At 62.9% G+C, this 20,913-nt stretch carries 21 protein-coding genes; 9 read left to right on the forward strand and 12 right to left on the reverse strand.

Going from position 1 to position 20,913, the window contains the following annotated elements; all coding sequences use genetic code 11:
- Positions 1-60 precede the first annotated feature (60 nt).
- A complete protein-coding gene (gene rep, locus ACIOAU_RS10190) occupies positions 61-2,070 on the forward strand; it encodes a DNA helicase Rep (protein WP_401181713.1) in 2,010 nt (669 codons plus the stop codon).
- A gap of 66 nt (positions 2,071-2,136) precedes the next feature.
- Positions 2,137-2,709, forward strand: coding sequence for a xanthine phosphoribosyltransferase (xpt, locus tag ACIOAU_RS10195; protein ID WP_101322909.1), 573 nt, complete (start codon positions 2,137-2,139; stop codon positions 2,707-2,709).
- Between the two features lie 3 nt (positions 2,710-2,712).
- Here xpt and ACIOAU_RS10200 read toward each other — a convergent pair whose 3' ends face one another.
- The 6 genes from ACIOAU_RS10200 to dadA all read right to left on the reverse strand — a co-directional run bounded on the left by ACIOAU_RS10200 (position 2,713) and on the right by dadA (position 8,698).
- On the reverse strand, positions 2,713-4,575 hold the full coding sequence (locus tag ACIOAU_RS10200) for an acetyl-CoA hydrolase/transferase C-terminal domain-containing protein (protein ID WP_150570447.1): 1,863 nt from the start codon (positions 4,573-4,575) through the stop codon (positions 2,713-2,715).
- Positions 4,576-4,688: 113 nt separating this feature from the next.
- Complete coding sequence (locus ACIOAU_RS10205; RefSeq protein ID WP_224785531.1) at positions 4,689-5,111, reverse strand: cytochrome c5 family protein; 423 nt, start codon at positions 5,109-5,111, stop codon at positions 4,689-4,691.
- A gap of 135 nt (positions 5,112-5,246) precedes the next feature.
- A complete protein-coding gene (locus tag ACIOAU_RS10210) occupies positions 5,247-5,795 on the reverse strand; it encodes a cupin domain-containing protein (protein ID WP_101322907.1) in 549 nt (182 codons plus the stop codon).
- Positions 5,796-5,904: 109 nt separating this feature from the next.
- A complete protein-coding gene (gene alr, locus ACIOAU_RS10215) occupies positions 5,905-6,978 on the reverse strand; it encodes an alanine racemase (protein WP_401181717.1) in 1,074 nt (357 codons plus the stop codon).
- A gap of 93 nt (positions 6,979-7,071) precedes the next feature.
- Entirely contained in the window at positions 7,072-7,425 is a 354-nt protein-coding gene (locus ACIOAU_RS10220; RefSeq protein ID WP_101322905.1) for a RidA family protein, read from the reverse strand.
- Positions 7,397-8,698 carry a D-amino acid dehydrogenase gene (dadA, locus tag ACIOAU_RS10225; protein ID WP_101322904.1) on the reverse strand — a complete coding sequence of 434 codons (1,302 nt, stop codon included), beginning with the start codon at positions 8,696-8,698 and terminating at the stop codon, positions 7,397-7,399. Before dadA ends, ACIOAU_RS10220 begins: the two co-directional genes overlap by 29 nt.
- 155 nt (positions 8,699-8,853) lie before the next feature.
- Between dadA and dadR the strand changes: the two genes are divergently transcribed.
- Entirely contained in the window at positions 8,854-9,342 is a 489-nt protein-coding gene (dadR, locus tag ACIOAU_RS10230) for a transcriptional regulator DadR (RefSeq protein WP_039581953.1), read from the forward strand.
- Between the two features lie 3 nt (positions 9,343-9,345).
- Here the strand turns inward: dadR and ACIOAU_RS10235 are convergent, their stop codons facing one another.
- On the reverse strand, positions 9,346-9,699 hold the full coding sequence (locus ACIOAU_RS10235) for a YkgJ family cysteine cluster protein (RefSeq protein ID WP_101322903.1): 354 nt from the start codon (positions 9,697-9,699) through the stop codon (positions 9,346-9,348).
- A gap of 208 nt (positions 9,700-9,907) precedes the next feature.
- Between ACIOAU_RS10235 and ACIOAU_RS10240 the strand changes: the two genes are divergently transcribed.
- Entirely contained in the window at positions 9,908-11,200 is a 1,293-nt protein-coding gene (locus ACIOAU_RS10240; protein WP_150570449.1) for an FAD-binding oxidoreductase, read from the forward strand.
- 12 nt (positions 11,201-11,212) lie between these two features.
- Here ACIOAU_RS10240 and ACIOAU_RS10245 read toward each other — a convergent pair whose 3' ends face one another.
- The gene (locus ACIOAU_RS10245) at positions 11,213-11,440 is read right to left on the reverse strand and encodes a DUF1127 domain-containing protein (protein WP_101322900.1); all 228 of its coding nucleotides are present in this window, start codon (positions 11,438-11,440) and stop codon (positions 11,213-11,215) included.
- 179 nt (positions 11,441-11,619) lie between these two features.
- Between ACIOAU_RS10245 and ACIOAU_RS10250 the strand changes: the two genes are divergently transcribed.
- Both ACIOAU_RS10250 and ACIOAU_RS10255 read left to right on the forward strand, forming a co-directional pair.
- On the forward strand, positions 11,620-13,050 hold the full coding sequence (locus tag ACIOAU_RS10250; protein WP_401181723.1) for a PLP-dependent aminotransferase family protein: 1,431 nt from the start codon (positions 11,620-11,622) through the stop codon (positions 13,048-13,050).
- A gap of 60 nt (positions 13,051-13,110) precedes the next feature.
- Positions 13,111-14,667, forward strand: a complete 1,557-nt coding sequence (locus tag ACIOAU_RS10255; protein ID WP_103435563.1) for a phospholipase D family protein — start codon at positions 13,111-13,113, stop codon at positions 14,665-14,667.
- Positions 14,668-14,797: 130 nt separating this feature from the next.
- Here ACIOAU_RS10255 and ACIOAU_RS10260 read toward each other — a convergent pair whose 3' ends face one another.
- A complete protein-coding gene (locus tag ACIOAU_RS10260; protein WP_101322897.1) occupies positions 14,798-15,937 on the reverse strand; it encodes an MFS transporter in 1,140 nt (379 codons plus the stop codon).
- Between the two features lie 129 nt (positions 15,938-16,066).
- Positions 16,067-17,560, reverse strand: coding sequence for an aldehyde dehydrogenase (locus ACIOAU_RS10265; RefSeq protein ID WP_101322896.1), 1,494 nt, complete (start codon positions 17,558-17,560; stop codon positions 16,067-16,069).
- 197 nt (positions 17,561-17,757) lie between these two features.
- Here ACIOAU_RS10265 and ACIOAU_RS10270 point away from each other — a divergent pair, with 197 nt between their 5' ends.
- A complete protein-coding gene (locus tag ACIOAU_RS10270) occupies positions 17,758-18,117 on the forward strand; it encodes a cupin domain-containing protein (RefSeq protein WP_150571452.1) in 360 nt (119 codons plus the stop codon).
- A gap of 96 nt (positions 18,118-18,213) precedes the next feature.
- The gene (locus tag ACIOAU_RS10275; RefSeq protein WP_101322894.1) at positions 18,214-18,414 is read left to right on the forward strand and encodes a hypothetical protein; all 201 of its coding nucleotides are present in this window, start codon (positions 18,214-18,216) and stop codon (positions 18,412-18,414) included.
- Positions 18,415-18,549: 135 nt separating this feature from the next.
- On the opposite strand, the gene rpmG is transcribed toward ACIOAU_RS10275, so the two are convergent.
- Positions 18,550-18,705: a 50S ribosomal protein L33 gene (rpmG, locus tag ACIOAU_RS10280; RefSeq protein WP_021702025.1), complete on the reverse strand. Its 156-nt coding sequence runs from the start codon at positions 18,703-18,705 to the stop codon at positions 18,550-18,552.
- An 11-nt stretch (positions 18,706-18,716) separates the two neighbouring features.
- A complete protein-coding gene (rpmB, locus tag ACIOAU_RS10285) occupies positions 18,717-18,953 on the reverse strand; it encodes a 50S ribosomal protein L28 (protein WP_101322893.1) in 237 nt (78 codons plus the stop codon).
- 361 nt (positions 18,954-19,314) lie between these two features.
- Between rpmB and ACIOAU_RS10290 the strand changes: the two genes are divergently transcribed.
- Positions 19,315-20,907, forward strand: coding sequence for an ABC transporter substrate-binding protein (locus tag ACIOAU_RS10290; RefSeq protein WP_150572492.1), 1,593 nt, complete (start codon positions 19,315-19,317; stop codon positions 20,905-20,907).
- The last annotated feature ends 6 nt before the right edge of the window (positions 20,908-20,913 follow it).

A 20,913-nucleotide genomic window follows, 5' to 3' on the forward strand; every position in this document is an offset into this window, starting at 1 on the left:
CCACAAGCGTGACTTGCCTGTTAGAATGCGCGGCTATTTTCTGGCGACCCCGGTTCTAGCATGTCCCGACTCAATCCCCGGCAACAAGAAGCCTGTGACTATGTCGGCGGCCCTCTTTTGGTGCTCGCCGGTGCTGGCTCCGGCAAGACCAGCGTGATCACCCGCAAGATCGCCCACCTGATCCAGAACTGCGGCATCCGTGCGCAGTACATCGTCGCCATGACCTTCACCAACAAGGCCGCGCGCGAGATGAAGGAGCGGGTCGCCACCCTGCTGCGCGCAGGTGAGGGCCGCGGCCTGACCGTCTGCACCTTCCACAACCTGGGCTTGAACATCATCCGCAAGGAGCACAAGCACCTGGGCTACAAGCCGGGCTTCTCGATCTTCGACGAGGCCGACATCAAGGCTTTGCTGTCGGACATCATGCAGAAGGAGTACTCCGGCGACGACGGCATCGACGAGATCAAGAACATGATCGGTGCCTGGAAGAACGAGCTGATCATGCCCGCCGAGGCGTTGGAAAAAGCCCGCAATCCGCGCGAGCAGACCGCCGCCATCGTCTACACCCACTATCAGCGCACGCTCAAGGCGTACAACGCGGTGGACTTCGACGACCTGATCCTGCTGCCGGTCAAACTGTTCCAGGAGCACCCCGAGGTGCTTGAGCGCTGGCAGAACAAGGTGCGCTACCTGCTGGTCGACGAATACCAGGACACCAACGCCAGTCAGTACCTGCTGGTGAAGATGCTGATCGGCATGCGCAACCAGTTCACCGTGGTCGGCGACGATGACCAGTCGATCTACGCCTGGCGCGGTGCCCGCCCGGAAAACCTCATGCTGTTGAAAGAGGACTATCCGTCGCTGAAGGTGGTCATGCTCGAGCAGAACTACCGCTCGACCAGCCGCATCCTGCGTTGCGCCAACGTGCTGATCGCCAACAACCCGCATGATTTCGAAAAGCAGCTGTGGAGCGAGATGGGCCACGGTGACGAAATCCGCGTGATCCGCTGCAAGAACGAGGAAACCGAGGCCGAGCGTGTGGCCATGGAAATCCTCACCTTACACCTGCGCACCGACCGTCCCTACAGCGACTTTGCCATCCTCTACCGCGGCAACTACCAGGCCAAGCTGATCGAATTGAAGCTGCAGCACCACCAGGTGCCGTATCGCCTGTCGGGCGGCAACAGCTTCTTCGGGCGCCAGGAGGTCAAGGACCTGATGGCCTACCTGCGCCTGCTGGTCAATCCGGATGACGACAACGCCTACCTGCGCGTGATCAACGTGCCGCGCCGGGAAATCGGCTCGACCACCCTGGAAAAGCTCGGCAACTATTCCACCGAGCGTGGCGTGTCGATGTACGCCGCCAGCGACGAAATTGGCCTCTGCGAGCACCTCGATGCGCGCTACACCGAGCGCTTGCAGCGCTTCAAGCACTGGCTCGACGGCGTTCGCCACAAGGTTGCGCTGGATGACCCGATCGCAGCGCTGCACGAGATGGTCCGCGACATCGACTACGAAAACTGGATCCGCCAGAACACCGCCAGTGACAAGGCGGCGGATTTCCGGATCAGCAACGTCTGGTTCCTGATCGATGCCTTGAAAAACACCCTCGAGAAAGACGAAGAGGGTGACATGACCATCGAGGACGCCATCGGCAAACTGGTCCTGCGCGACATGCTCGAGCGCCAGCAGGAAGAAGAGGAAAACGCCGAAGGCGTGCAGATGATGACCTTGCACGCCTCCAAAGGCCTGGAATTCCCCTACGTGTTCATCATGGGCATGGAAGAGGAAATCCTCCCGCACCGCTCCAGCATCGAGGCCGACACCATCGAAGAAGAGCGGCGCCTGGCCTACGTGGGCATCACCCGCGCACGCCAGACCCTGGCCTTCACCTTCGCTGCCAAGCGCAAGCAGTACGGCGAAATCATCGATTGCACGCCCAGCCGCTTCCTTGACGAACTACCGCCGGATGATCTGTGCTGGGAAGGTCTGGACGATGCGCCGGTTGAAGTCAAAGCCGCGCGCGGCAACAACGCCTTGGCCGATATACGGGCAATGCTCAAGCGCTGAACCCTTTTACACTTTTGTCACGGCAGCCAGCCGTGGCCACTTTTTGCTACATCGAGGAATACCACAGTGGAAGCACTGCAGCAGAAGATTCGCGAAGAAGGCATCGTGCTTTCCGACCAGGTTCTCAAAGTCGACGCGTTTCTCAACCACCAGATCGATCCTGCGCTGATGCAGCTGATCGGTGACGAATTCGCCCGACTGTACGCAGACTCCGGCGTGACCAAGATCGTTACCATCGAAGCCTCGGGCATCGCTCCGGCGATCATGACCGGCCTGAAACTCGGTGTACCGGTGCTGTTCGCCCGCAAGCACCAGTCGCTGACCCTGACCGAAAACCTGCTGACTGCCTCGGTGTATTCGTTCACCAAGCAGACCGAGAACACCGTGGCGATTTCGCCGCGTCATCTCAACAGCAGCGACCGCGTGCTGGTCATCGACGACTTCCTCGCCAACGGCAAGGCCTCGCAGGCGCTGATCTCGATCATCAAGCAGGCTGGCGCTACCGTTGCCGGGCTGGGCATCGTCATCGAGAAGTCATTCCAGGGCGGCCGTGCCGAGCTCGACAGCCAGGGTTACCGGGTTGAGTCGCTAGCGCGGGTCAAGTCGCTTGCAGGCGGCGTGGTCACCTTCATTGAGTGACGCTCACCGGGTTGCCTGCAACCCGGCCAGCAGCAGGCGCTGATACAGCTCTTGTTTCAGCCCCTGCGGCTGCTCCAGGCCCATCCGCGCCAGCTGCGCCGGATAGGCTTCGGGCGGCGGTGCATCGAGCGCCGCCTTGCCCAGCTCGAGCACCTCGCTCAGCTTGAACTTGCTCTTGAGCCAGTTCAGCGCCCTGAACAAATCACGCTCCTCGGCGGTGAAGTCCGTGCCCAGCGGATACTCCGGGAACAACCGTGGATGCCGCTCACGCAGCGCTTCGAGGCGTTCCGGGGTGTTGTCGCAAAAGCGCTGATCCAGCACGAAGTCCTTGGCCAGTTTGCCGGCGGCCTTGGCCTGCTCGAGCAACTCGCCCTGAAAACGTGAATCGCTGATCGCCAGCAGCCGGGCGATGACTTCGCTGTCGGTCTGCCCGCGCAGGTCGGCGATGCCGTATTCGGTGACGACGATATCGCGCAGGTGCCGCGGGATGGTGCAGTGGCCATAGGTCCAGTACAGGTTGGAGCTCACCTCGCCACCGGCCTCACGCCAGCTGCGCAGCAGCAGCACCGAGCGGCCGCCTTGCAACGCGTGGCCCTGGGCGACGAAATTGTACTGCCCGCCTACCCCGCTCAGAACGCGACCGTCTTCCAGCTGGTCGGCGACGCCGGCGCCGAGCAGGGTCATGGCGAATACGGTGTTGATGAAGCGTGCATCGCGGCGCTGGCGGCGTTTCAATTCTTCCTGGCCATACAGCTCGTTGATGTAGCTGATGGCGGTCATTGCGTAGCGCTGGCGCTGCTCCAGCGGCATCTCGCGCAGACGCTGGTAGAACGCCTGTGGGCCGAGAAAGAAACCACCGTGCACCAGCACCCCGTGTTCATCGGCCGGACGTCGCACCACGCCGGCTTCGGCCAGCGCCAGCAGGCCGTTGACGAACATTTCGCTGCAGCCATACAGGCCTTGGGCGAAGCCATCCAGGCCGCCTTCACGTTCGATCAGCGCCAGCCACGGCTGGATATCCAGCTCGTCCAGCACGGCGCGGTAACCCTCGTTGTCGCCCTGGCGCGCCAACAACGCAGCAGTTACCGCATCGCCCATGGCGCCGATGCCGATCTGCAGCGTGCCACCGTCACGCACCAGGGCGCTGGCGTGCAGGCCGATACAATGGTCCTGAGTCGCAACCGGCATGTTCGGGGTGGAAAACAGCCGGCGCTGCTCGGGCTCGTCGATCAACAGGTCGAAGGCCTGGCGCCCCAGTTCGGCAGCGCCGGGCATGTACGGCAGCTCGGTGTGCACCTGGCCGAGCAGAAGAATGGTCTCGCCGGCGGCGCGGCGCTTGGCGACCATCGGCAGCAGGTCGAGGGTGATGTCCGGGTTGCAGGCCAGGCTCAGATGATCCGGGCGCTCCGGGGTTTCGGCCACCAGTTGCGCGATCAGGTTGAGGCCCTTGGCGTTGATATCGCGGGCGGCGTGGCTGTAGTTGCTGCTGACGTAGTCCTGCTGGGCCATGCAGCTGTGCAGCAGGCTGCCGGGCTGCATGAAGAACTGCTCGACGCGGATATTGGCGGGCAGTTTGTCGCCGCGCAGGTCGGCCAGGTAGTCGAGCTCTTCGTAGTCGGCGAAGACCCGTTCGATGAAGGGTTCGAGGAAGCGTTTCTGCAGGCCATCGCCCAATGGCGGCCGGCCGAGGCTGAGCGCGGTGTAGATGGTCAGGCGGCGTTCGGGCAGCTCACGGATGCGGGCATAGAGCGCGTTGACGAAGGCATTCGGTTTGCCCAGGCCGAGCGGCAGGCCCATGTGAATATGGGCGGGCAAATGGGCCAGAACGTGATCTACGGCCTGGTCGATGCTGCAGCTGTGGGCCATCGGTGCCTCCTGTGACGTCCGTGCGGTCAGGAGGTTGGACCGTGGGCGGGCGGGATTTGCTGCACCTGGCTTGGGATTGCTGGGGCTGCTGTGCAGCCCCAGCAATCGATAGGTCAAAGCCCGGACATCTTCTGAATCGCCGCCTTCAGCTCATCGTCCGAACAATCAGCGCAGGTGCCCTTGGGCGGCATGGCGTTGATCCCGGTAATCGCCTTGGCGAGGATCCCATCAAGCCCACCCTGATGATCGGCACGCTCTTTCCACGCAGCGGTATCGCCGATCTTCGGCGCATTGAGCAGGCCGGTGGCATGGCAGGCATTGCAGTGCTTGGCGATCACGTCATCAGCCGACTTGGCCGCGCCACCGCTGGCCACAGCCGCCACGGCCATGCCCTTGCATTCCTGGCCCTGAACACACACCTGGCCGACCGGCGCCAGGCGCTTGGCAATATCATCGTTGGTCGCCGCGTTTGCGGTGACTGCCCACAGGGCGAAAACGGCAGCTGGTATGGCCAGCATCTTCTTGATTTGGTTCACGCGTTCACCCTCATGGTGGCTGATCACGCCCGCAGCCACGAATTGCGGGCGTTGAAAAGTATAGCGGCTACACCACAGCCGCGAAACGACCACACAAGTGAAAGGGCTATTGGCGAATCAATACGCTGCGCTGGATCAAAAGTTCGACGGTGTCGCGGCACTGATCAAGCGTGCGGGCTCGGCAAACGGGTTGCGAAAACGGTGCGGGCGGGTGCTCTCGAAGTAATAACTGTCGCCAGCTTCGAGCACAAAGGTCTCGCTACCGACTACCAGCTCCAGGCGGCCTTCGAGGAGGATGCCGGTCTCTTCGCCATCGTGGGTGAGCATCTCGTCACCGGTGTCGGCGCCAGGCGGGTAGACCTCGTTGAGGAAGGCAATGGCGCGATTGGGATGCGACTTGCCGACCAGTTTCATGGTCACCGCACCGTCGGAGATGTCGATCAGCTCATGGGCCTTGTAGACGATCTGGGCCTGGCTTTCGACTTCCATTTCTACCGAAAAGAACTCGACCATCGACATCGGAATGCCACTGAGCACCTTGCGCAGCGAGCTGATCGAAGGGCTCACGCTGTTTTTCTCGATCATCGAGATGGTGCTGTTGGTTACCCCCGCGCGCTTGGCGAGTTCCCGCTGGGACAGGCCCTTGAGCTTGCGGATGGCTTGCAGTCGTTCGCCGACGTCCAAAGCTTGCGCCTCCTGAAACGGTGGGGGTGGGGTCGAATGTGAACGATATCATGGCAATGCCGTTCAGTATTTACAACACTCCACACCCCTGCCCGTCCGCAGCGCAGCTTTATTTGCCGATGTACTCCAGTGGCACCCGCTTCAGGTTGCAGAACAGCTGGTAAGGAATGGTCCCGGCATGCCCGGCCACGTCACTGGCCAACACCTGCTTGCCCCACAGCTCGACCGGGCTGCCCAGGGTCGCTTCGGGGACATCGGTCAGGTCGATGCAGAGCATGTCCATCGACACCCGGCCGATCAGTTGGCTGCGCTTGCCGGCCACCAGCACCGGGGTGCCAGTTGGGGCCTGGCGTGGGTAACCGTCGGCATAACCCATCGCAACCACGCCGACCCGGGTCGGCCGTGGACTGATGAACCTGGCGCCATAACCGACCGGTTGACCCGCAGGAAGTTCGCGCACACTGATGACCCGCGATTGCAGAGTCATGACCGGTTGCAGTCGGCTCGCCTCGGCCTGGGGCACCTCGAACGGCGTCGCTCCGTACAGCATGATGCCAGGGCGCACCCAGTCGCTCGGCACCTGCGGCCAGCCAAGCACGGCCGGTGAGTTGCGCAGGCTGCATTCGGCGCTGAGGCCTTGGCGCGCCTCTTCGAATGCCGCGAGCTGCTGCGCCGTGGCCTGCACATCAAGCTCGTCGGCGCGGGCGAAGTGGCTCATCAAGACGATGCGCGCCACCTTGCCGCTGGCCAGCAGGCGCTGATAGGCCTGCTGGTAATCCTCTGGATGCAGACCCACTCGGTGCATGCCGCTGTCGAGCTTGAGCCAGACCTTCAACGGCTTGGCCACAGCGCTCTGTTCGATCGCTTCCAGTTGCCACAACGAATGCACCACGCACCACAGATCATTGGCGCTGATCAGCGCCAGCTCGCTGGCTTCGAAGAAGCCTTCGAGCAACAGAATCGGCCCTTTGATGCCAGCGGCGCGCAGCTCCAGCGCCTCTTCGATACAGGCCACAGCGAAGCCATCGGCCTCGGCTTCCAAGGCAAGCGCACAGCGCACCGCGCCATGCCCATAGGCATCGGCCTTGATCACGGCGAGGGCTTTGGCACCGGACAGTTCACGGGCCAGACGATAGTTGTGGCGCAGGGCCTGGAGGTCGATCAGGGCGCGGGCGGGACGCATGGCGGCAGCCTTCTGGCAGTACGGGTTGTTGAATAAGCCCCCGGCACGGTGGGTGGGGAGTAGGTAGCCACCGCGCCGGGGTGAGGGAACGGGTTACGGCAGTGCAGCGACCACCGACAGCTCGACGAGGATTTCCGGCTCGCACAGCTTGGCTTCAACTGTGGCCCGGGCTGGCGCGACGCCGGCCGGCAGCCACTGGTCCCAGACCGCGTTCATGCCGGCGAAGTCGGCGTCGATGTCTTTCATGTAGATGGTCACCGAGAGCAAGCGGGTCTTGTCGGTACCGGCTTGATCAAGCAGTTGCTCGATGGTCGCCAGCGTCTCGCGGGTCTGCTGCTCGATGCCGGCGCTGAGGTCATCACCGACCTGACCTGCCAGGTACACCGTGCCGTTGTGGGTGACGATCTGACTCATGCGCTCATTGGTGAGCTGGCGCTGGATTGCCATGCTTGGCGAACTCCTTGTGGTTGCCATAACGGGAAATATCGAGGCCCTCAGCACTGATCTGCGGCTTGCGCTTGGCGATCAGGTCGGCCAGCAAACGCCCGGAGCCACAGGCCATGGTCCAGCCCAGGGTGCCGTGACCGGTGTTGAGGAACAGATTGCGGAAACTGGTTGCACCCACGATCGGCGTACCGTCCGGGGTGGCCGGGCGCAGGCCGGTCCAGAAGCTGGCCTGGCTCAGGTCGCCGCCGCGAGGATAAAGGTCGTTGACGATCATCTCCAGCGTTTCGCGCCGGCGCGGGTTCAGCGACAGGTCAAAACCGGCGATCTCGGCCATGCCGCCGACGCGGATGCGGTTGTCGAAACGGGTGATTGCGACCTTGTAGGTCTCGTCGAGAATGGTCGAAGTCGGCGCCATGCCAGGGTCGGTGATCGGCACAGTGAGCGAGTAACCCTTGAGTGGATACACCGGCGCTTTAATACCCAGTGGCTTGAGCATCTGCGGCGAGTAGCTGCCCAGTGCCAGCACGTAGCGGTCAGCGGTTTCCAGCTTGCCGTCGATCCACACGCCGTTGATGCGATCACCGGCATGGTCCAGGCGTTGGATGTCCTGACCGAAGCGGAACTCGACACCGAGCTTGATGGCCATCTCGGCCAGCTTGTTGGTGAACAGCTGACAGTCGCCGGTCTGGTCGTTTGGCAGGCGCAGGGCACCGGCGAGAATGTCGGTAACCCCGGCAAGGGCCGGCTCGACACGGGCAATGCCATCGCGGTCGAGCAGCTCGTACGGCACACCCGACTGCTCGAGTACGGCGATGTCTTTTGCCGCCGCATCGAGCTGCGCCTGGGTGCGGAACAGCTGAGTGGTGCCCAACGCACGGTTTTCGTAGCTCAGGCCGGTCTCGGCGCGCAGCTCGTCGAGGCAGTCGCGGCTGTATTCGGACAGCCGCACCATGCGCTCTTTATTCACGGCATAGCGGTTGGCGGTGCAGTTGCGCAGCATCTGCGCCATCCACAGGTACTGGTCTACATCACCAGTGAGCTTGATCGCCAGCGGGGCGTGGCGCTCCAGCAGCCACTTGATGGCCTTGAGCGGCACACCCGGGGCGGCCCAGGGCGAGGCGTAGCCCGGCGAGATCTGGCCGGCGTTGGCAAAACTGGTTTCCATGGCCACCGCTGGCTGGCGGTCGACCACCGTCACCTCGAAACCTTGCCGGGCCAGGTAGTAGGCACTGGCGGTACCGATTACACCGCTACCAAGCACCAGAACTCGCATCGTCTATCCCTCGCACGCGGCACGCCGCGACATTTTGTTTATATGGCATGAATGGGCGCAGTATATGAAGGACCGGCCAGTGCATTTCACTATATAAAGGCCTATATTTGGCGACAATTCTTGGCCATGTCGGCTTTTACGGAGGGGCATCCCCTATGAGAACCCAGCATCAGAGCAAGCGTGAACTGGACAAGATCGACCGCAATATCCTGCGGATCCTGCAGAGTGACGGCCGTATCTCGTTCACCGAGCTGGGTGAAAAGGTCGGCCTCTCCACCACCCCGTGCACCGAGCGCGTGCGCCGCCTGGAGCGCGAGGGGATCATCATGGGCTACAACGCCCGGCTCAATCCGCAGCACCTCAAGGGCAGCCTGCTGGTGTTTGTCGAGATCAGCCTGGACTACAAGTCAGGGGATACTTTCGAGGAGTTTCGCCGCGCCGTACTCAAGCTGCCGCATGTGCTTGAGTGCCATCTGGTGTCGGGCGACTTCGATTATCTGGTCAAGGCGCGGATTTCCGAGATGGCCTCGTACCGCAAGCTGCTCGGCGACATCCTGCTGAAGCTGCCGCACGTGCGCGAGTCGAAGAGCTACATCGTCATGGAAGAAGTCAAAGAGAGCCTGTGCCTGCCGATTCCGGACTGAGGCTCAGACCAGCACCTGGCGGGTGCTGGCAATGAACTGGTGCACCAGTTGCTCCGCCTCGGGCTCGATCGGCTCGGCCGGGCCGCGCCCGCGCGGGCAGGCCAGGCGCGGCGTGGTGCCGAACAGACGGCAGATCATTGGCCGCTCAGCGTACACCGTACAACCTTGCGCGCCGAGGTGCACGCAGTCGAGCCGCTCCAGCGCGGCGGCCTGCTCTTCAGCGGATTTACGCGGCAGTGCGGCCATTTCTTCCGCCGAGGTGGTCACCGGCCCGCAGCAGTCGTGGCAGCCGGGCTCGCATTCGAAAGAAGGGATCAGTTCGCGCAGAAAGTGGATCTTGTGGCGGTTGCAGGACATGGCGTGACAGGGATCTGGAAGGTGAAGTGGATTATAGGCCCATTCGCGGGTAAACCCGCTCCCACAGGGATCGGGCGAGGTCTGACTCTAGCGCTGTACCTGTGGGAGCGGGCTTGCCCGCGAACGAGGGCGCAGCCCTCGCCGGTTGCCGCAAGCCAAACCCCCGGCTTATGCTCGCCGCCTTCCACTCTCCGCCAAGGCCGATCCGATGATCCACAGCGCGCAGCACGCCGCCTCCTATTACGCCGCCAGCAGCGCGCCACAGACGGATCACCCGGCTTTGCAAGGCCAGCACAGCGCCGACGTGTGCATCGTCGGCGGTGGCTATTCGGGCCTGAACACGGCCATCGAACTGGCCGAGCGCGGCCTGTCGGTGATCTTGCTCGAAGCGCGCAAAATCGGCTGGGGCGCCAGCGGGCGCAACGGTGGTCAGCTGATTCGCGGGGTCGGCCATGGCCTTGAGCAGTTTTTGCCGGTGCTCGGCGAGCAGGGTGTACACAGCCTCAAGCTGATGGGCCTGGAAGCGGTGGATATCGTCCGCCAGCGGGTCGAGCGCCATGCGATTGCCTGCGACCTGACCTGGGGCTACTGCGACCTGGCGAACAAGCCCGGCGAGCTGCAGGGCTTTGCCGCCGACGCCGAAGAGCTGCGCAGCCTCGGTTATGGCCATGAGCTGCGTCTGGTACCGGCAGAAGACATCCGCACAGTGGTCAACTCCGAGCGCTATGTCGGCGGCCTGATCGACATGGGCTCGGGCCACCTGCATCCGCTCAACCTGGCACTGGGCGAGGCGGCTGTTGCTGCGGGCTTGGGCGTGCGCCTGCACGAACACTCCGAGGTCACGCGCATCGACTATGGCCCGCAAGTGCAGGTGCACACTGCCAGCGGCACGGTCCGCGCCAGCACGCTGGTGCTGTGCTGCAACGCTTATCACAACGACCTCAACCGCGAACTGGGCGGCAAGGTACTGCCCGCCGGCAGCTACGTGATTGCCACCGAGCCGCTGGGCGAGAAACGCGCGCGGGCCTTGCTGCCGCAGAACATGGCGGTCTGCGACCAACGCGTGGCGCTCGACTACTATCGCCTTTCGGCCGATCACCGGCTGCTGTTCGGCGGCGCCTGCCACTACTCCGGGCGCGACCCGCAGGATATCGCCGGCTACATGCGGCCGAAGATGCTCAAGGTGTTCCCGCAGCTGGCGGACGTGCGCATCGATTATCAATGGGGCGGCATGATCGGCATCGGCGCCAACCGTCTGCCGCAGGTAGGCCGACTGGCCAGCCAGGCCAACGTGTATTACGCCCAGGCCTACGCCGGTCACGGCCTGAACGCCACGCACCTGGCCGCACGCCTGCTCGGCGAGGCGATCAGCGGCCAGCACAGCGGGCGCTTCGACCTGTTCGCCAAGGTGCCGCACATGACCTTCCCCGGCGGCCGGCACCTGCGCTCGCCGCTGTTGGCGCTGGGCATGCTCTGGCATCGACTCAAAGAGCTGGTGTAGGCGCCACGCGCTTCAGGCCTTCCAGAACGGCTTGCTGCCCTCTTGGCGCGCCTGCTCCCAGCTCAGGCCGATATCACGCAGTTGCTGATCATCGAGCTCGAGCAGGGCGCGCCGGGTACGCCAGCGGTGCAGCATCAGGCCAGCACCGCTAAAGCCTGCTTGAGCGCTGGCGACCTGGGGCTGATGCGCCTCAAGCTGTTCCACTGCGGGTTGCACGCGCACATCACTGAAAACACCCATTGCTGCTTGCTCCTGTTCCAGATCCACCGTGGAGAAAGCATGCGCGCCTGAGCCATAGCCAATACAGACGCAAAAAACCTTTATTATTCCCATACAGAATTGGCGGATCTGGCGCTGAATGCTGTATTTTTGCCCGATCTGTACTGGTAAGTCACCTCAAGCGCTGCAGGAGTATTGCCGTGACGCTGTATCTGAACCTCGCTGAGATGCTCGGCGCGCGCATCGAACAAGGTCTCTACCGGCCCGGCCAGCGGCTGCCGTCGGTGCGCGCGTTGAGTGTTGAACACGGGGTCAGCCTGAGCACCGTACAGCAGGCCTACCGCATGCTCGAGGACAACGGCCTGGTCGCGCCGCGGCCAAAATCGGGGTACTTCGTTACCGACCATCGCAGCCTGCCAGCCCTGCCCGCCGTGACCCGGCCAGCGCAACGCCCGGTGGAGATTTCACAGTGGGAGCAGGTGCTGGAGCTGGTGCGCGGCACGCCTCGGCCGGACGTGGTTCAGCTTGGCCGGGGCATGCCCGACGTCAACAGTCCAAGCCTCAAGCCCTTGCTGCGCAGCCTGGCCCGGCTCAGCCGGCGCCAGGACATGCCCGGTCTGTATTACGACAACATCCACGGCAACATCGCCCTGCGCGAACAGATCGCGCGGCTGATGCTCGATTCCGGCTGCCACGTCAGCCCGGCCGACCTGGTGGTGACCACCGGCTGCCACGAAGCGCTGTCGACCAGCATCCGCGCGGTGTGCGAACCGGGCGACATCGTTGCGGTGGATTCGCCCAGCTTTCACGGCGCCATGCAGACGCTCAAAGGCCTGGGCATGAAGGCGCTGGAGATCCCCACCGACCCGACCACCGGGATCAGCCTGGAGGCGCTGGAAATGGCCCTGGAGCAGTGGCCGATCAAGCTCATCCAGATCACCCCCAGCTGCAACAATCCGCTGGGCTACATCATGCCCGAGGCGCGCAAGAAGGCCCTGCTGACCCTGGCCCAGCGCTACGACGTGGCGATTCTGGAAGACGACGTCTACGGCGATCTGGCCTATAACTACCCGCGCCCGCCAACGGTCAAGTCGTTCGACGAAGACGGCCGCGTGCTGCTCTGCAGCTCATTCTCCAAGACCCTGGCGCCGGGCCTGCGCATCGGCTGGGTGGCGCCTGGGCGCTATCTGGAGCGGGTGCTGCACATGAAATACATCGGCACTGGCAGCACCTGCGTGCAACCGCAGCTGGCCATCGCCGACTTCATCGCAGGCGGCCACTACCACCCGCATGTACGCCGGATGCGCAGCCAGTATCAGCGCGGGCGCGATCTGATGAGCGACTGGGTGGCGCGCTACTTCCCGCCAGGCACCCGCGTCAGCCGGCCACAGGGCGGCTTCATGCTGTGGGTCGAGCTACCGGAAAGTTTCGACACGCTGCGGCTGAACCGCGCTTTACTCGAACAAGGGGTACAGATCGCGGTGGGCAGTATCTTCTCCGCCTCCGGCAAGTACCGGCACTGCCTGCGCATGAACTACGCGGCGCGGCCCAGCGCCGAGATCGAGGCGGCGGTACGCAAGGTCGGCGAAACCGCCTTGCGCCTGCTGGTCGATGATCACAGCGAGGCGTAACTTTGCCCCACCTGGCATGGTCCATAGCACTCAGCCTTCTGCGCACAGGACGATTCATCCTTGAGACTTCAGCGAGCTTTGCCTCTCATGCTGGCGCTGCTGCTCGGCCTTTCTGGCTGCGCCAGCGTCAATCCGGTTCGTGAAGTCAGCCAGGCGCTACCGGCCAGTGATTCGGCCTTTGGCCGCTCGGTGCAGCGCCAGGCAGCGCCCTATGAAGGTCGCTCGGGCTTTCGCCTGCTGCCCAACAGCAACGAGGCTTTCCGCGCCCGTGCCGAGCTGATCCGCAACGCCCAGGCCAGCATCGACGTGCAGTACTACATCGTCCATGACGGCCTCAGTACCCGGGCGCTGGTGCATGAACTGCTGCAAGCCGCCGACCGTGGCGTGCGCGTACGGATTCTGCTCGACGACACCACCAGTGACGGCCTCGACACGCTGATGGCCACCCTCGCCGCCCACCCCAACATCCACATGCGCGTGTTCAATCCGCTGCACCTGGGCCGCAGTACCGGTGTCACCCGCGGCGTCGGCCGCCTGTTCAACCTGTCGCGCCAGCACCGACGCATGCACAACAAGCTGTTTCTGGTCGACAACAGCATGGCCATTGTCGGCGGGCGCAACCTGGGCGACGAGTACTTCGACGCCGAGCCCAACCTGAACTTCACCGACATCGACATGCTCGGCGTCGGCCCGGTAGCCGAGCAGCTTGGGCACAGTTTCGACCAGTACTGGAACAGCGCCCTCAGCCGGCCGATCGGCGATTTCCTCTGGAGCATGCCGGATGCCGACGACCTGCGCGCCAGTCGCCGGCGTCTCGAGGTGTCACTGGCCGAGGCGCGGATCAAACGCAAGGCGTTGTATGACCGGCTGATGGCGTATCAATCGCAGCCGCGCCTGGACACTTGGCGCAACGAATTGATCTGGGCCCACAGCCAGGCGCTGTGGGACGCACCGAGCAAGGTGCTGGCGCAGGACGAACCGGATCCGCATCTGCTGCTGACGCGGCAGTTGGCGCCGGACCTGAACAACGTCAAGCAAGAGCTGATTCTGGTGTCGGCGTATTTCGTCCCGGGTGAATCGGGGCTGGTGTATCTGACCAGCCGGGCTGACGCTGGAGTGTCGGTGCGGCTGTTGACCAACTCGCTGGAAGCCACTGACGTACCTGCGGTGCATGGCGGCTATGCGCCGTATCGGCGTGCCCTGCTCGAACACGGAGTGCAGCTGTTCGAGCTGCGCCGGCAGCCGGGTGATCCGAGTGCCGGGCGCGGCCTGAATTTCCATGGCGGTTCGGATTCGAGCCTGCACAGCAAGGCGATCGTGTTCGATCGGCACAAGACCTTTATCGGTTCGTTCAACTTCGACCCACGCTCGGTGTTGTGGAACACCGAAGTCGGCGTGCTGGTAGACAGCCCGGAGCTGGCCGAATATACCCGCGAGCTGGCCTTGCAGGGTATGGCGCCGGCGCTGAGTTATCAGCCGCTGCTGGAGGACGGCAAGATGGTCTGGGTGACCGAGGACAACGGCCAGCGGCATGTGCTGAGCAAGGAGCCTGGCGGCATGTGGCGGCGGTTCAATGCCTGGGTGAGCAAGGCGGTGGGGTTGGAGAAGATGCTTTGATTCGAGACCGCTGGGGGGCTGCTGCGCAGCCCTTCGCGGGTGAACCCGCTCCCACAGGTTTAGGGGGCGCTGCAAAACCCTGTGGGAGCGGGTTCACCCGCGAAGGGCTGCGCGGCGGTCCCAGCCATCTTCAGTCAGGCACCGGCTCGAACGCCCCAGGCCGGCGGGTCAGCAGGACCAACCCCGCCGCCCCCAAGGCCATGATCAACGGCAATGCATGCCCACTGATCCACTGGCTGCCCGCCCCGGCCAACAGCGGCCCGAGCAGGCAACCAATGCCCCACAACTGCGCCACATGGGCGTTTGCCCGCACCAATTCATCATCGCGGTAGCGCTCGCCGATCAGGATCAGCGACAAGGTGAACAAGCCACCGGCACTGGCACCGAACAATACCCATAGCGGCCAGATCAACGCGGTCTCCATCAACAACGGAATCGCCAGGCTGGACACCATCAACGTCAGCGCACAACCACTGAACAGGGTGCGCCGCGACATCTTGTCGGCCAACAGGCCAATTGGCAGCTGCAACACCGCATCACCGACCACCACTGTACTGACCATGAACAACGCCACCTCAGTGCTGAACCCCTGCTGCAGGCAATACACCGGTAGCAGCGTCAAGATCATCGCCTCGAACGCCGCAAACAAGGCAATCGCCCAGGCAATCACCGGCAGTCGGCGGCAGAATCCGAGCAGGTCGCGGAAGGTCACGCTGCACGCTTCGGTGGTCGGCGCACCGCCACGGCCAAACAGCAGCAACGGCGCAAGGATCAACAACCCGGTGGCCGCCCAGAAGCCAAAGTCATCATCCGAACCAAGCATACCCAGCACCAGCGGCCCCGCCAGCTGGCTCAAGGCGTAGCTGCTGCCATACAGCGCCACCAGCCGGCCGCGCCACTGCTCGACCACCAACTGGTTGATCCAGCTCTCGCCAAGGATGAACACCACCGTCAGCGACATACCGATCACCAACCGCAGCGCCAGCCACAACGGGTAGCTGGGCAGCAGCGCAACCAGGGCGATCGACAACGCTCCGCCCCACAGGCAAAAGCGCATGGCGGCCGGCACGCCGACCCAGCCAGCCAGGCGGCTGGCCAGGCTGGCGCCGATCAGCACGCCCACTGCCGGCATTGCCGCCATCACGCCGATGGCGAAGCTCCCGTAACCCCAGGTTTCCAGGCGCAGCGACACCAGCGGCATGCTCACGCCCAGCGCGAGGCCGACGCTGAGCACTGAGGCCAGCACGGCAAAGTAGGTTGCCCAACGCATGACTGCCTCCCAGGCAGAATTGTCTTTCACCCAACAGCAGCAAAGCCCGCCCCCAAAGGCACGGCGCAGTCAGTGAGACTGACGCCGAACCGCCAGGAGCGGGCTTGCCCGCAGACGCTACCTAGAGGATTACAGCTTGATCCAGGTCGCCTTCAGCTCGGTGTACTTCTCCAGTGCGTGCAGCGACTTGTCACGGCCGTTGCCCGACTGCTTGAAGCCACCAAACGGCGCGGTCATGTCGCCGCCGTCATACTGGTTGACCCACACGCTGCCAGCACGCACGGCGCGAGCTGTCTTGTGCGCCTTCGAGATGTCCGAGGTCCAGATGCCTGCGGCCAGGCCGTATGGCGTGTCGTTGGCGATGGCGATGGCTTCTTCGGCGGTGTCGAAGCTGATCACCGACAGGACCGGGCCAAAGATTTCTTCCTGGGCGATCTTCATGGCATTGGTCACGCCGTCGAAGATGGTCGGCTGCACATAGGTGCCACCGGTTTCTTCAAGGATGCGCTTGCCACCGGCAACCAGCTTGGCGCCGTCCTGATGGCCGGCATCGATGTACGACAGCACGGTGTTCATCTGCTGGGTGTCGACCAGCGCACCGACTGTGGTGGCCGGGTCCAGCGGGTTGCCGGGGGTCCAGGCCTTGAGCGCTTCGACGACCATAGGCAGGAACTTGTCCTTGATCGAACGCTCGACCAGCAGACGCGAACCGGCAGTGCAGACCTCGCCCTGGTTGAAGGCGATGGCGCTGGCAGCGGCTTCGGCAGCGGCTTGCAGGTCCGGTGCGTCGGCGAAGACGATATTCGGGCTCTTGCCGCCGGCTTCCAGCCAGATGCGCTTCATGTTCGACTCGCCGGCGTAGATCATCAACTGCTTGGCGATCTTGGTCGAGCCAGTGAACACCAGCGTGTCGACGTCCATGTGCAGGGCCAGCGCCTTGCCTACAGTGTGACCGTAGCCTGGCAGCACGTTGAGAACACCAGCCGGGATACCCGCTTCAATTGCCAGCTGGGCAATGCGAATGGCCGTCAGCGGCGACTTCTCGGACGGTTTGAGCACCACCGAGTTACCGGTCGCCAGCGCTGGGCCGAGCTTCCAGCAGGACATCAGCAGAGGGAAGTTCCACGGTACGATGGCGCCGACCACACCAACCGGCTCGCGGGTCACCAGGCCAAGCTGGTCATGCGGGGTTGGCGCGACTTCATCGTAAACTTTGTCGATAGCTTCGGCATTCCAGTGCAGGGCTTGCGCCGCGCCGGGGATGTCGATGCTGGAGGAGTCGCTGATCGGCTTGCCCATGTCGAGGGTCTCGAGCAGGGCCAGCTCTTCGACATTGCTGCGCAGCAGCTCGGCGAAGCGGATCAGTTTGGCCTTGCGCTTGGCTGGCGCCAGACGCGACCAGACGCCAGACTCGAAGGTAGCACGGGCGTTTTCAACAGCGCGATCGGCGTCGGCCACGTCGCAGCTGGCAACCTTGGCCAGGAAGCGTCCGTCCACCGGGCTCAGGCAGTCGAAGGTCTGGCCGGAAACGGCGTCGGTATACTCGCCGTTGATGAAGGCGCGGCCTTCGATCTTCAGTTGCTGGGCACGCTGTTCCCAGTCTGCACGCGTCAGGGTGGTCATAGGAAACTCCTCCTCTTGTTAAGGTGCAGCGCCGCACTGAAGATTCTCGGGCGCTGGCAAAAATTCTGGCCGGGCGACAAGCGCACGCGGGCAGGAGTTACCCTAAACCAGCCCGGATAAACTATCAATATATTTGACACCAAAGGCCCAAACGCCTACAGATGTTAATTTTATTAAACAACAACAGGGTTTGACCGATGACCATCTCCAGCATTATCGACTTTGCCCAGGTGCTGACCGAAGCGGAACGCTACCGCCCGGCGGCCGAGAAAATCCTCAAGGGCGAGCCGGATCAGGCTGTCTACAACCACTACTCAAGCCCATGCGGTCAGTTTGCAGCGGGCGTGTGGGAAGGCGCGGTCGGCCAATGGACGGTGAGTTACACCGAACATGAGTACTGCGAGATCGTCCACGGCGTATCGGTGCTGCGTGACAAGGCCGGCGATGCGAAGACGCTGCGTGCAGGTGACCGATTCGTCATTCCGGCAGGCTTCCACGGCACCTGGGAAGTACTTGAGCCCTGCCGCAAGATTTACGTGATGTTCGAGCAGAAGTAAGTCACGCCATGGCGTGCTGAACATGTACCGCAGCTTGGCAAGCGCTGCAGTGAATCATGCAAGCGTCCAATTTCGGACACTTCAAGGAGATTCACCATGACCACCGACATCCTCGGCCCTGCTCGTCACGTCATCGGCTCGCGTTATGTAGAAAGCGTCAAAGCCTACATTCTCGAGCTGACCGGCCTGCATATCGCAGTCGGCCCCAACGACATCAGCACCATGGATCTTCGCAGCGACCGCGTACTTATCCAGGCTGATGGCGACAACTGCATTACTGGCCTGGTGATTTCCTGAGCGCGCCGGGCAGGTCTTGAGCAAGGCGCTATAGCCGCAGACCAGCGCCTTGCTTGAACGATATCTGCCCAGCCATTCAGGCAAAAAAAAACCCGCTTCCGTGAGGAAGCGGGTTTTTTTCGGTCGCCGGATCAATTACTTGATCTTGGCTTCCTTGTAGGTCACGTGCTTACGGACGACCGGATCATATTTCTTGATCTCGATCTTGTCCGGGGTGGTGCGCTTGTTCTTGTCAGTGGTGTAGAAGTGGCCAGTGCCAGCACTCGATACCAGACGGATCAATTCACGCATGATGCTCTCCCTTAAACCTTGGCGCCAGCACGGCGGATTTCAACCAGAACGACATCAATGCCGCGCTTGTCGATGATACGCATGCCTTTGGCGGAAACGCGCAGACGCACGAAACGCTTCTCGGACTCAACCCAGAAACGGTGGTGCTGCAGGTTTGGCAGGAAACGACGACGGGTTTTGTTGTTTGCGTGGGAAATGTTATTCCCAGTCACCGGACCCTTACCGGTAACTTGACAGACTCTCGACATGCCTCAGCCCTCTAAAACCACATGCCCAACCCGGCATGGGTTGGCCGCTTAATCTCTCAGTCTATGGCGCTAGGCGCCGTGTTTCCGGGGGTCTTATCAACCTGATCCGCTTTCGCGACAGAGCGAGCCCCTAGAAAAGAGCGCTGCTTTATATCAGAAAGACTCGACCACAACAACAGAAAATGACTTTCTGCAGCAGGCCAAGCGAGTGCGGCAAGCATAACGACTAGGGTTGCAGGCTGTCGACCGCTCGTCGCTACGTTTGTAAAAAAGGGTGTGGTCATTTGTCAGTTCGCACACTAGGGTAGGACATTTCCAGACTGCACCGGCAGATGGGTCACTGATCAGCCAAGGACTTTACATGCGCGCCGCCGCTCGTTCCCTGTTGTTTTCATCCAGCCTGCTGCTGGCCGGCCTCGCCCAGGCCGCACCACTGGTGGTGTGTACCGAAGCCAGCCCGGAAGGCTTCGACGTGGTGCAGTACAACTCGCTGACTACCACCAATGCCTCGGCCGACGTGCTGATGAACCGTCTGGTCGAATTCGATGCCAAGCAGGGCAAAGTGGTGCCAAGCCTGGCGCTGAGCTGGACGGTCTCGGCCGACGGTCTGGTGTACGACTTCAAGCTGCGTGACGACGCCAAATTCCACAGCACCGCCTACTTCAAGCCAAGCCGGGCCCTGAACGCCGACGATGTGCTGTTCAGCTTCCAGCGCATGCTCTACCCCGCTCACGCCTGGCACAAGACCGCGCCCGGCGGCTACCCGCACGCGCAGTCGCTGCAGCTGGGTAGCCTGATCAAATCGATCGATGCCAGCGACCCGCACACCGTGCGCTTCACCCTGAGCCATCCGGATGCGACCTTCCTGGCCACCCTGAGCATGGGCTTTGCCTCGATCTACTCGGCTGAATACGCCGATCAGCTGCTCAAGGCAGGCACCCCAGAGAAGCTCAACACGCAACCGATAGGTACCGGCCCGTTCGTGTTCAAACGCTTCCAGAAGGACGCGCAGGTGCGCTACGAGGCCAACCCTGAGTACTTCGGCGGCAAACCTGCGGTCGGGCCGCTGATCTACGCGATCACCCCGGACGCCAACGTGCGCCTGCAGAAACTCAAGCGCAACGAATGCCAGGTGGCGCTTTCGCCCAAGCCGCTGGATATCACTGCGGCCAACGAGGACGACAAGCTCAAGGTCGAGTCCACCCCTGCCTTCATGACCGCCTTTGTCGCCATCAACAGCCAGCATCCGCCGCTGGACAAGCCCGAGGTGCGTCAGGCGATCAACCTCGCCTTCGACAAGTCGAGTTATCTCAAAGCCGTGTTCGAGGGCACCGCAACCGCCGCCAATGGCCCTTACCCGGCCAACACCTGGAGTTACGCCAAGGACCTGCCTGGCTACCCGACCGACCTGAAAAAAGCCCAGGCGCTGCTGGCCAAGGCGGACCTGCCAGACGGCTTCAGCACCACCATCTGGACCCGCCCGTCGGGCAGCCTGCTCAACCCCAACCCCAACCTCGGCGCACAGATGCTGCAGGCGGACCTGGCCAAGATCGGCATCAAGGCCGAAATCCGCGTGATCGAGTGGGGCGAGCTGATCCGCCGCGCCAAAGCCGGCGAGCATGACTTGCTGTTCATGGGCTGGGCCGGCGACAACGGCGACCCAGACAACTTCCTCAGCCCGCAGTTTTCCTGCGCGGCGGTCAAGTCCGGGACCAACTTCGCGCGCTTCTGCGACAGCCGTCTGGACCAGCTGATCAACGCTGGCCGCACCACCAACGACCAAAGCGTGCGCAGCCGGTTGTATCAGCAGGCCCAGGCACTGATCCAGCAACAGGCTTTGTGGCTGCCGCTGGCTCACCCAACCGCCGCAACGTTGCTGGCCAAGGGTGTCGAGGGCTACCAGGTGAGCCCGTTCGGGCGGCTGGACTTCAGCAAGGTCTCGGTCACTCGCTAAGCATGA

Source organism: Pseudomonas sp. NPDC088322, from assembly GCF_044740745.1.
Classification (GTDB): Bacteria; Pseudomonadota; Gammaproteobacteria; order Pseudomonadales; family Pseudomonadaceae; genus Aquipseudomonas; species Aquipseudomonas shirazensis.

What these genes read in the sequence shown, in the direction of transcription:
- rpmG (WP_021702025.1), bottom strand. Translation starts at nt 18,705, where the DNA reads ATGCGTGAATTGATCCGTCTGGTATCGAGTGCTGGCACTGGCCACTTC.
- ACIOAU_RS10240 (WP_150570449.1), top strand. Translation starts at nt 9,908, where the DNA reads ATGATCCACAGCGCGCAGCACGCCGCCTCCTATTACGCCGCCAGCAGC.
- dadR (WP_039581953.1), top strand. Translation starts at nt 8,854, where the DNA reads ATGAGAACCCAGCATCAGAGCAAGCGTGAACTGGACAAGATCGACCGC.
- ACIOAU_RS10220 (WP_101322905.1), bottom strand. Translation starts at nt 7,425, where the DNA reads ATGGCAATCCAGCGCCAGCTCACCAATGAGCGCATGAGTCAGATCGTC.
- rep (WP_401181713.1), top strand. Translation starts at nt 61, where the DNA reads ATGTCCCGACTCAATCCCCGGCAACAAGAAGCCTGTGACTATGTCGGC.
- alr (WP_401181717.1), bottom strand. Translation starts at nt 6,978, where the DNA reads ATGCGTCCCGCCCGCGCCCTGATCGACCTCCAGGCCCTGCGCCACAAC.
- ACIOAU_RS10260 (WP_101322897.1), bottom strand. Translation starts at nt 15,937, where the DNA reads ATGCGTTGGGCAACCTACTTTGCCGTGCTGGCCTCAGTGCTCAGCGTC.
- rpmB (WP_101322893.1), bottom strand. Translation starts at nt 18,953, where the DNA reads ATGTCGAGAGTCTGTCAAGTTACCGGTAAGGGTCCGGTGACTGGGAAT.
- ACIOAU_RS10270 (WP_150571452.1), top strand. Translation starts at nt 17,758, where the DNA reads ATGACCATCTCCAGCATTATCGACTTTGCCCAGGTGCTGACCGAAGCG.
- ACIOAU_RS10265 (WP_101322896.1), bottom strand. Translation starts at nt 17,560, where the DNA reads ATGACCACCCTGACGCGTGCAGACTGGGAACAGCGTGCCCAGCAACTG.
- ACIOAU_RS10235 (WP_101322903.1), bottom strand. Translation starts at nt 9,699, where the DNA reads ATGTCCTGCAACCGCCACAAGATCCACTTTCTGCGCGAACTGATCCCT.
- ACIOAU_RS10275 (WP_101322894.1), top strand. Translation starts at nt 18,214, where the DNA reads ATGACCACCGACATCCTCGGCCCTGCTCGTCACGTCATCGGCTCGCGT.
- ACIOAU_RS10245 (WP_101322900.1), bottom strand. Translation starts at nt 11,440, where the DNA reads ATGGGTGTTTTCAGTGATGTGCGCGTGCAACCCGCAGTGGAACAGCTT.
- dadA (WP_101322904.1), bottom strand. Translation starts at nt 8,698, where the DNA reads ATGCGAGTTCTGGTGCTTGGTAGCGGTGTAATCGGTACCGCCAGTGCC.
- ACIOAU_RS10290 (WP_150572492.1), top strand. Translation starts at nt 19,315, where the DNA reads ATGCGCGCCGCCGCTCGTTCCCTGTTGTTTTCATCCAGCCTGCTGCTG.
- ACIOAU_RS10200 (WP_150570447.1), bottom strand. Translation starts at nt 4,575, where the DNA reads ATGGCCCACAGCTGCAGCATCGACCAGGCCGTAGATCACGTTCTGGCC.